Annotated in this window: 10 protein-coding genes; 5 read left to right on the plus strand and 5 right to left on the minus strand. The window is 68.7% G+C overall.

The features are described from left to right. Positions 1–30 precede the first annotated feature (30 nt). A complete protein-coding gene (gene rpsU / locus G398_RS0106470) occupies positions 31–237 on the minus strand; it encodes a 30S ribosomal protein S21 (RefSeq protein ID WP_026852993.1) in 207 nt (68 codons plus the stop codon). Between the two features lie 146 nt (positions 238–383). Here rpsU and G398_RS19425 point away from each other — a divergent pair, with 146 nt between their 5' ends. After that, the gene (locus tag G398_RS19425) at positions 384–2351 is read left to right on the plus strand and encodes a protein kinase domain-containing protein (RefSeq protein WP_052571596.1); all 1968 of its coding nucleotides are present in this window, start codon (positions 384–386) and stop codon (positions 2349–2351) included. 74 nt (positions 2352–2425) lie between these two features. Further along, entirely contained in the window at positions 2426–2656 is a 231-nt protein-coding gene (locus G398_RS0106480) for a hypothetical protein (RefSeq protein ID WP_026852994.1), read from the plus strand. A 72-nt stretch (positions 2657–2728) separates the two neighbouring features. Here G398_RS0106480 and G398_RS0106485 read toward each other — a convergent pair whose 3' ends face one another. The 3 genes from G398_RS0106485 to asd are packed head-to-tail and all read right to left on the minus strand — an operon-like array spanning position 2729 to position 4583. Further along, the gene (locus G398_RS0106485; RefSeq protein WP_026852995.1) at positions 2729–2983 is read right to left on the minus strand and encodes a zinc ribbon domain-containing protein; all 255 of its coding nucleotides are present in this window, start codon (positions 2981–2983) and stop codon (positions 2729–2731) included. Continuing rightward, positions 2980–3645, minus strand: a complete 666-nt coding sequence (scpB, locus tag G398_RS16745) for an SMC-Scp complex subunit ScpB (RefSeq protein ID WP_245576280.1) — start codon at positions 3643–3645, stop codon at positions 2980–2982. Before scpB ends, G398_RS0106485 begins: the two co-directional genes overlap by 4 nt. Positions 3646–3650: 5 nt before the next feature. Then, the gene (gene asd / locus G398_RS16750) at positions 3651–4583 is read right to left on the minus strand and encodes an archaetidylserine decarboxylase (RefSeq protein ID WP_043483981.1); all 933 of its coding nucleotides are present in this window, start codon (positions 4581–4583) and stop codon (positions 3651–3653) included. Between the two features lie 30 nt (positions 4584–4613). Between asd and G398_RS16755 the strand changes: the two genes are divergently transcribed. From G398_RS16755 to G398_RS0106510, 3 genes are read left to right on the plus strand one after another with little or no spacing between them, the layout of a single operon-like run. Continuing rightward, entirely contained in the window at positions 4614–5198 is a 585-nt protein-coding gene (locus G398_RS16755; protein WP_052571600.1) for a HutD/Ves family protein, read from the plus strand. A gap of 59 nt (positions 5199–5257) precedes the next feature. Beyond that, positions 5258–6406: an ABC transporter substrate-binding protein gene (locus G398_RS0106505; protein WP_026852996.1), complete on the plus strand. Its 1149-nt coding sequence runs from the start codon at positions 5258–5260 to the stop codon at positions 6404–6406. Positions 6407–6446: 40 nt separating this feature from the next. After that, positions 6447–7235, plus strand: coding sequence for a sulfite exporter TauE/SafE family protein (locus G398_RS0106510; protein ID WP_052571602.1), 789 nt, complete (start codon positions 6447–6449; stop codon positions 7233–7235). Positions 7236–7251: 16 nt separating this feature from the next. On the opposite strand, the gene mobB is transcribed toward G398_RS0106510, so the two are convergent. After that, positions 7252–7755: a molybdopterin-guanine dinucleotide biosynthesis protein B gene (gene mobB / locus G398_RS0106515; RefSeq protein ID WP_026852998.1), complete on the minus strand. Its 504-nt coding sequence runs from the start codon at positions 7753–7755 to the stop codon at positions 7252–7254. Positions 7756–7962: the final 207 nt, after the last annotated feature.

Raw genomic sequence — 7962 nt, forward strand, 5'->3', positions numbered from 1 at the left:
TGCAAAGCGCAGCTTGGCACGAAGACAGGATCAGCCGATCATGCGGCGTTCCTGCGCGAGACGCTTCAGCGTCTTCTTGCGGGCGGCGAGCATCTTGCGCTTGCGCTTGGTGCTGGGCTTCTCGTAGTGCTGGCGCTTCTTCAGCTCGCTGAGGATGCCGGACTTCTCGCACTTCCGCTTGAAGCGGCGAAGGGCGAACTCGAAGGTTTCGTCTTCTTTGACCTTGACCAAAGGCATGTGGATGCACCTCCTTTCCCGTGGATTTGGCCGCGACCTGCGAGGCAGGGGCGGGCCGAACGAAAAGTCTACTCCACCAAAGGGCTTATGGCCAGGAGGAATGCCTCCCGCTACCCTGGACCCTCACTGCTTCTTCACGGAACCCCATGCCGCGCCCCCTTCTGCTCATCGTGGACGGTGAGTCCCTGCGGACTCCTGGACTGGTGTCCGCCATGGAGGCCGACGGCTGGGACGTCCAGTGGATTCGCCACGAGGGGACAGGGGCCTTCCTGGAGGCGGGGCGGGATCCGGACCTGCTGATCCTGGACGCGGCGGCCGCCGGGGCGGAAGGCGACCTGATCCGCCGCCTGCGGGAGCAGAACCCCCGCCTGCCGGTGCTGGTGCTCGTCGAGGGGCCCGAGGCCGGGGATCCGTCGGGATCCGGGGTGCAGGAGTACCTCGAGCGGACCTTGCCCGATCCCGAGATCGCGGCCGTCCTGCGGCGCTACCGTCCCGGATCCGCCAAGCTCACCACCACGGACATCTTCGGCGACCTGCTGGCGGATCTGGAAGGGGGCCAGGAGCCCGCCGCTTCCCCGGCCGAGCCTCCCCTGGCTGCGCCCCCGGCCGGCCAGCCCCCCCTCAGCGCCGCGGAGATCTTCGGCCGGGTGATCGAGGAGGTGGAGGCCCTCCCTGAACCGGCCCCGGTCCGCAACCTGGTGCGCGTGGTCCCGGCCCTGGCCGCGGCTCCTGCCTCCACCCCAGCCTCCGCCCCAGCCTCCGCTCTGGCGGCGGCTCCCACGCCGGAGGGGCCGCTGGGGCCTTCCGACTTCACCCTCAGCGACATCTCCGGAGTCAACGATCCCTTCGCCTGGTCGGGCGGGCCCGCAGAGGCCCCGGGGACGGCGCCGGAGCAGGAGGCCAAGCCGGTGGCGGCCGGGGCGCCGGAGATCCTGGAGGAGTACGGGAACTACTTCCTGCTGGAGAAGATCGCCATCGGCGGCATGGCGGAGCTGTTCAAGGCCCAGCAGCGGGGCGTGCAGGGCTTCCAGAAGATCGTGGCCATCAAGCGCATCCTGCCGCACTTCAGCGACAACGAGGACTTCGTCACGATGTTCATCGACGAGGCCAAGCTGGCGGCCCAGCTGACCCATCCGAACATCGTGCAGATCTTCGACCTGGGGAAGGCCGGCAGCTCCTACTACATCGCCATGGAGTACGTGAACGGCCGGGATCTCCGGACGCTGTTGCGGAAGGTGCGGGAGCTCGGCCGGCCCTTCCCCGAGCAGGTGGCGGCCTTCGTGGTGATGAAGGTGGCCGCGGCGCTGGACTACGCCCACCGCAAGCGGGGCTTCGACGACCGCGAACTGAAGCTGGTCCACCGGGACATCAGCCCTCAGAACGTGATCCTCTCCACCGAGGGCGCCGTCAAGCTCGTGGATTTCGGCATCGCCAAGGCCGCCAGCAAGGCCAGCCACACGGTGGCCGGGGCCCTGAAGGGGAAGCTGCTGTACATGAGCCCGGAGCAGGCCACGGGCCAGCCTCTGGACAACCGCTCGGACCTCTATTCCCTGGGCCTGGTGCTGTTCGAGCTGCTCACCGGCGAGCGCTGCTTCCAGGCTGACTCGGAGCTGGGCGTTCTCGAGAAGGTGCGGCTGGGCCGCGTGTCGGACCTGCTCTCCCTCAATCCGAAGGTCTCGAAGGAGATGGCCGCCATCGTGAGCCGGGCCCTCCAGAAGGGCGTGGACCACCGCTATCCCTCGGCCCGCTTCATGGAACGCGACCTGCGCGACTACCTGCTCCGGCTGGGCACGCCCGTCACGGAACACGACGTGGCGGAATACATGCAGGCCCTGCTCCATGCCACGCCCGAGAACCTGGACCACCTGGTCGCCACCAAGTTCCCGCCGCCGACGACGTTCTCCAGCGGCGCCCACCGGAACCTGGGCCTGCCGGCGGATACCCTCATCCGGACGGCCCCGGCGCCCCAGGAGGCCCTGGAGCACCCCGAGGAAGCCCTGGACCCCATCGAGCCGCTCCCGGACACCGCGCCGCGCCCCCGGTGGATGCTGCCGGCGATCCTGGGTCTCGCGGCCGTCCTCGTGGCCCTCCTGGTCATCGCCCGCTGGTCCTGAGTGGGTGGCCCCGGCCCCGCGATCGGGATAAGATCGGCTTTCCCGCACCCTTTCGTCATGCCCAGGGAGTTCCCATGGATCTCAGCCCGGATCAGAAGGCCTTCTACGAGACCACCCGCGAGCGCTGCCGCTCGGAGGTGTCCCAGATCAACAACACCATCGCCTCGGAAGTGCAGCGCGTGAAGGAACTGCTCACCAGCCTGAGCAACCGCAAGACCGCCGTCCTCCAGATGTACGGCGCCGCCTGCGAAGTGCTGGGCGAAGAGAACGATCTCGCCGAAGAATCGATCGATATTGAATTTTAGCTATCAGCTCTCAGCTGTCAGCTCTCAGTCGGGAGCGGCCTGCTTTTACTGACAGCTGACAGCCGACAGCCCTCACCGATGCAGATTCAGCAGCGGCGCGGCGCACTTCTGGCAGTTGCTCTGGTGCGGGGGGTTCTTCTTCCCGCAGTGGCTGCACACGAGGGTGTGGGTCTGCTTCCGGCGCCAGATGCGGAGGTAGAGGACGCCGAGCAGCACCACCAGGAGGCAGCCCTTCTGCCAGGGCTGGAGGATGAAGCCCGTGGGGCTCTCGACCTTCCTGGGGCCCTCGGGATGCTCCTGGAGGCTGAGGGTGGTGGGCTGACTCATGGTTCAATCCCTTCCTCGGGCAGGTCCGCCGCCGGCTCCAGCACGCCTTCGCCGAACAGCCCATCCTCGGGCAGGGGCGGCTCCAGGGCCGTCAGGGCCTGGGCCTCCAGGCGGCCTTCGCCGAAATCCTCCAGCCGGGGCAGGTCGTGGAGGCTCTTCAGGCCGAAGTGCAGCAGGAAGGCCTGGGTGGTGGCGTAGGTCATGGGGCGGCCCACCACGGGCTTGCGGCCCGCGGGACTGATGAGCTGGCGCTCCATGAGGCTCTTCACCTGGTTGGCGCTGCTGGTGACGCCGCGGATGGCATTGAGCTCCGTGATGGTGACGGGCTGGCGGTAGGCGATGATGGCCAGCGTCTCGATCTGGGCGGGGGTGAGCTTGCCGCTGCGGGTGGTGGTCACCAGGCGGGCGACCATCTCCTTGTAGAGCGGGCTGGTGGCCATGCGCCAGCCGCCGCCGACCTCCAGGAGGCGCAGGCCGCTGGCACCGCCGAGCCGCTCCTGCAGCTTCTCGATGCCCTGCTGGAGGGCGCCGTCCCCCAGGCCCGTGAGCTCCCGCAGGCGCGCCAGGTCCAGCACCTCGCCCGCGGCTGTGAACAGGGCCTCCAGGGCCCCGGGGAGATCGCCACCCTCATCCCAGAGGGGGTCCTGGTTGAAGATCTCCATCTCGCTCACCGGTACGCCCCCAGCCGCTGTCCCACCTTCACGCCGCCCTCGGTGCGCTGCGGCACCCAATCCTTGGCCCTGGGCCCGCCGATGAGCAGCACCACGGTGGACCCGAACTCGAAGGTGCCGAGGTCGTCGCCGGGGGCGCAGGGGAGGAGGTCCACGGGGAAGCCCCCATCTTTCGGCAGGTCGCGGCCGCCCAGCCAGCGCCCGTCAATCACCACGCCGCCCACGTGCGTGGCACCCACCAGCACGGCCGCCACCTCCAGGCCCTCGCAGGAGCCCTTGCCCAGCGCCATCCACACCGCCCGGCGGTTGCGCTCGTAGAGGCGCGGGACGCTGCCGGTGCTGGCGTCGTTCACAGGCCAGAGCTCGCCCTCCACGCGGCTGACGGCGCTGACCCGGCCTTCGAGGGGCACATGGATGCGGTGGTAGTCCCTGGGCGAGAGGTAGAGCGTGAGGTAGTGCCCGCCCTCGAACCGGTCCGCGCTCCGCTCGTGCTTCAGCAACTCGGATACCTGATAGGGGAGCCCCTTGGCCTGGATGGCGGTGCCGGACCGGATGGGGCCGCAGGCGATGATGCGGGCGTCCACGGGGCTGTTCAGGCCGCCGGGGACAGCGCCGTCCTGGGGCCGGAGGCCCGCCTTCAGGCGCCGCGTGAAGAGGGCCTGGAAGCTGGGGTAGTCCCCGAGGGGAAGTTCCGCTTCCGCCAGGTCGATGCCGTAGTGGCCCGCGAAGCGGTCCAGCAGGGGCTCGCGCCAGGCGGCGGGCAGGTTGCGGCTGGCGGCCCAGCCCACCACGCGGGAGCCCAGCTTCTTGGGGTACAGGCCGAGCATCCTCAGGGAAGGGGGGCCCGGCGTCCAGACCAGCACGTAGAGCGCCCAGAGCAGGGCGAGGACGAGCGCGACGCGCGCCGGCGAGGGCCAGGACAGATGCATCCCGACAGGATAACCCGCCTAGGATGGTGGATGGACTGGACTCACCTGAAGCCCTCCGAGGGCCGACTCATGCCCTGGAAGAACGGCGGGGGCACCACGCTGGAGCTGGCCGCGGACCCGCCGGGCGCCACCCTGGAGACGGGCTTCCGCTGGCGTCTCAGCTCGGCGGAGGTGGCGGCCTCTGGCCCCTTCTCCGCCTTCCCCGGCCTGGAGCGCTGGCTGCTCCTGCTGGAAGGCGAGGGCATGGACCTCGACTTCGGCCCCCGGGGCCGGATGGCCCTTCCGGAACCGCTCCGGCCGCTCCGGTTCTCCGGCGACTGGCCCGCCGTGGCCACCCTCCTGGACGGGCCCTGCACGGACCTCAACCTCATGGTGGATCCCCGGACCTGCCGGAGCGGCATGGAGGTCGTCCACCTGGGGGCCTCCCAGACGATCAGGCTGTCCGAGGCCACCACCCTCCTGTTCGTGGCGCAGGGTGCGGTGGCGGTGCCGGCCTTGAATTTACAGCTGGGTTCCAGGCACCTCCTGCGCCTCGACGGAGGCGCCGGAGATCTGGCCCTGGCGCCGGGCCTGGGCGGCGCGGCCCTGGTCCGCATGGACCTGATTCCTGTCTGAACCTCCGTTCCGGTACGTGGTAGGGTGTCAGCCACCCAACCACAGCCCCGGAGGCACCCATGAACCTGAGGATCCTCTCCTCGCTTCTGGCGTTCGGACTCGCCGTGCAGGCCCAGACGCCGGTGAAGCTCGGCGTCATCAATTGCGTGACGGGCACCCAGGCGCCCATCGGCGAGTACATCAGCAATGGCTACAAGCTGGCCATCGAGGACCTCCAGAAGAAGGGCATCAAGGTGGATCTGGTCTCCGAGGACGACACCGGCAAGCCCCAGGTTTCCATGTCCGCCTTCGAGAAGCTGGCCACCCGCGATCGCGTGGCCGCCGTGGTGGGCCCCTACAGCTCCGCCTGCGCCAATGCCGTGTCCAAACTGGCCGAGAAGTACAGGGTGCCCCTGCTGGTACCCGTGGCCTCCAAGGAGGACATCACCCGCCAGAACCAGAAGTACGTCTTCCGCCTCAGCGCCACGACCGAGGACTACGCCTCCATCCTCATCTCCATGGCCCAGAAGCTGGGCAAGCCGAAGACCATGGCCATCCTGAACGAGAACACCGATTTCGGCACCTCCGGCGCGAAGTCCGCCAAGGCCTACGCAGGCCAGGTGGGCATCCAGGTGGTGATGGAGGAGGCCTACCAGGCCGGCTCCCCGGACTACCGCTCCACGCTGGCGAAGGTGAAGGCCGCAAAGCCCGACCTCGTGTTCATGGTGTCCTACGTGGCCGACGGCATCCTGCTCATGCGGCAGGCCCGCGAGGTGGGCCTCCAGCCCCAGGCCTTCCTGGGCGCGGGCGCGGGGTTCGCGTCCTCGGAGTTCGCCCGGGAGCAGGCCATCTCGCATGGCGTGTTCTCCAGCACCCAGTGGACCACGGACGTCAGCTGGCCCGGGGCCAAGGACTTCGGGGCGCGCTACAAGGCGAAGTTCGGCAAGTCCGAGGTCCCCTACCACGCCGCCAACGCCTATGCCTCGATGATGGTCATGGCCGAGGCCGCGGCCAAGGTGGGCGGCGACCGCGAGCGGCTCCGCGGGGAGCTGCGCGGAGGCCACTGGAACGGCATCATGGGCGACGTGAGGTTTGTGGACTACAACGGTTACATGAACCAGAACAAGCACCAGATGCTGGTGGAGCAGATCCAGAACGGCAGGCACGAGACGGTGTGGCCGCCGGAGTACGCCACGAAGAAACCGCTCTATCCCTTCAAGTGGAAGTAGCGGTCTTCTGGTCAGACCGTGCCCCTGTCATCTTAGGTGGATGCACATCGGACACGCGCTCACGGTCATGGCCGCGGCCTTCGCCGCCGGCGCCATCAATTCCATCGCGGGGGGAGGGACGCTCGTGTCCTTCCCCTCGCTGCTGGGCATCGGCCTCACAGGCCAGCAGGCCAACGTGACGAGCACGCTCGCCCTGTGGCCGGGCTCCATCGGAGGCTTCTGGGGCCACCGCGAGGATCTGGTGGGTATCCGGGAGTTCGCCCTCCGCCTGATGCCGCCCTCCCTGCTGGGCGGCGCGCTGGGCGCCTGGCTCATGCTCGTCACGCCCCAGAAGGTCTTCGACAACCTGGTGCCCTGGCTGATCCTGGTGGCCACGATCCTGCTGGCGCTGAACGATCCGGTCAACAAGATCCTGAAGAGGATGGGAAGCCACGACCGCACCCCGGGCTGGTGGGTCGGCGCCATGATCTTCCAGTTCATCGTGGGCATCTACGGCGGCTACTTCGGCGCGGGCATCGGCATCCTCATGCTGGCGGCGCTGAGCCTCCTGGGCCTCACGGACATCCACCAGATGAACGGCCTCAAGAACCTGCTGGCCCTCTGCATCAACGGCATCGCCATCTTCGCCTTCCTGGCCATGGAGTTCCTGCGCCACCCCGGCAATGTCCAGTGGGCCCTCGTCGGCATCATGGCGGTGGCCGCGGGCCTGGGCGGCCTGTTCGGCTCCCACATGGCCCACCGCGTCGGCCGCAAGACCGTGCGCATCGGCGTCGTGTCCATCGGCTTCATCCTCTCGGCCTGGTACTTCTACAAGCACTACATGGCCTGAGGGGTGCCTGGCGCGATCAGGCCCGGTCCAGGCCCGCATGGGCGAGGATGAACTCGGCCACGGCGCCGGGGTTGTTCAAGTCCAGCACCGGGATCGCCAGGCCGGGCAGCGGCCGGTCGCTGGCCACGGCCACGATGCCGGGATCTTCGGTGCAGAGCAGGGGCTTGCCCTCGGACTCGCGGTGGATCTCCAGCTTGGGGTGCTGGTGGGTCTTGAATCCTTCGATGAGCAGCAGGTCCACGGGCGTCATGCGCTCGATGAGGGACTCGATGCTGGGGTCGGGCTCCTCCCGGGACTCGTGCATCAGCACCCAGCGCGAGGAGGTGACCACCAGGACCTCCGAGGCCCCGGCCTCGCGGTGCCGGAAGGAATCCTTCCCGGGCTTGTCCACATCGAAGCGGTGATGGGCGTGCTTCATGGTCGAGACCTTCAGCCCCATCCCCCGGAGGATCGGCAGCACCTCGACCACCAGGCTGGTCTTCCCGCTGCCGCTCCAACCCACGATGCCCATGACTTTCATGCCGCCCTCCAACTCCATGATGGCGCGGTCGAGGCTGTGGTTCAGCGACTTCGAATCCCCCATGCTCCGCGCCGAGTGAGGGCTCCTGGCGAGGCATCGGAAGACCAGCTGGGGGGGATTCCCTCCGGGGCCACCGCTGCGCGGCGTCCCCTCCGGCCGCACGAAATGCTGGCACGCGGCTGATCCCTTCCGACAGCCCCCCGGGCT

The sequence above is a fragment of the Geothrix fermentans DSM 14018 genome (assembly GCF_000428885.1).
GTDB classification, from domain to species: domain Bacteria; phylum Acidobacteriota; class Holophagae; order Holophagales; family Holophagaceae; genus Geothrix; species Geothrix fermentans.

Coding starts and splice junctions, on each gene's coding strand:
- G398_RS0106505 (WP_026852996.1), top strand. CDS start 5,258: ATGAACCTGAGGATCCTCTCCTCGCTTCTGGCGTTCGGACTCGCCGTG.
- mobB (WP_026852998.1), bottom strand. CDS start 7,755: ATGAAAGTCATGGGCATCGTGGGTTGGAGCGGCAGCGGGAAGACCAGC.
- G398_RS19425 (WP_052571596.1), top strand. CDS start 384: ATGCCGCGCCCCCTTCTGCTCATCGTGGACGGTGAGTCCCTGCGGACT.
- scpB (WP_245576280.1), bottom strand. CDS start 3,645: ATGGAGATCTTCAACCAGGACCCCCTCTGGGATGAGGGTGGCGATCTC.
- G398_RS0106510 (WP_052571602.1), top strand. CDS start 6,447: ATGCACATCGGACACGCGCTCACGGTCATGGCCGCGGCCTTCGCCGCC.
- rpsU (WP_026852993.1), bottom strand. CDS start 237: ATGCCTTTGGTCAAGGTCAAAGAAGACGAAACCTTCGAGTTCGCCCTT.
- G398_RS0106480 (WP_026852994.1), top strand. CDS start 2,426: ATGGATCTCAGCCCGGATCAGAAGGCCTTCTACGAGACCACCCGCGAG.
- asd (WP_043483981.1), bottom strand. CDS start 4,583: ATGCATCTGTCCTGGCCCTCGCCGGCGCGCGTCGCGCTCGTCCTCGCC.
- G398_RS16755 (WP_052571600.1), top strand. CDS start 4,614: ATGGACTGGACTCACCTGAAGCCCTCCGAGGGCCGACTCATGCCCTGG.
- G398_RS0106485 (WP_026852995.1), bottom strand. CDS start 2,983: ATGAGTCAGCCCACCACCCTCAGCCTCCAGGAGCATCCCGAGGGCCCC.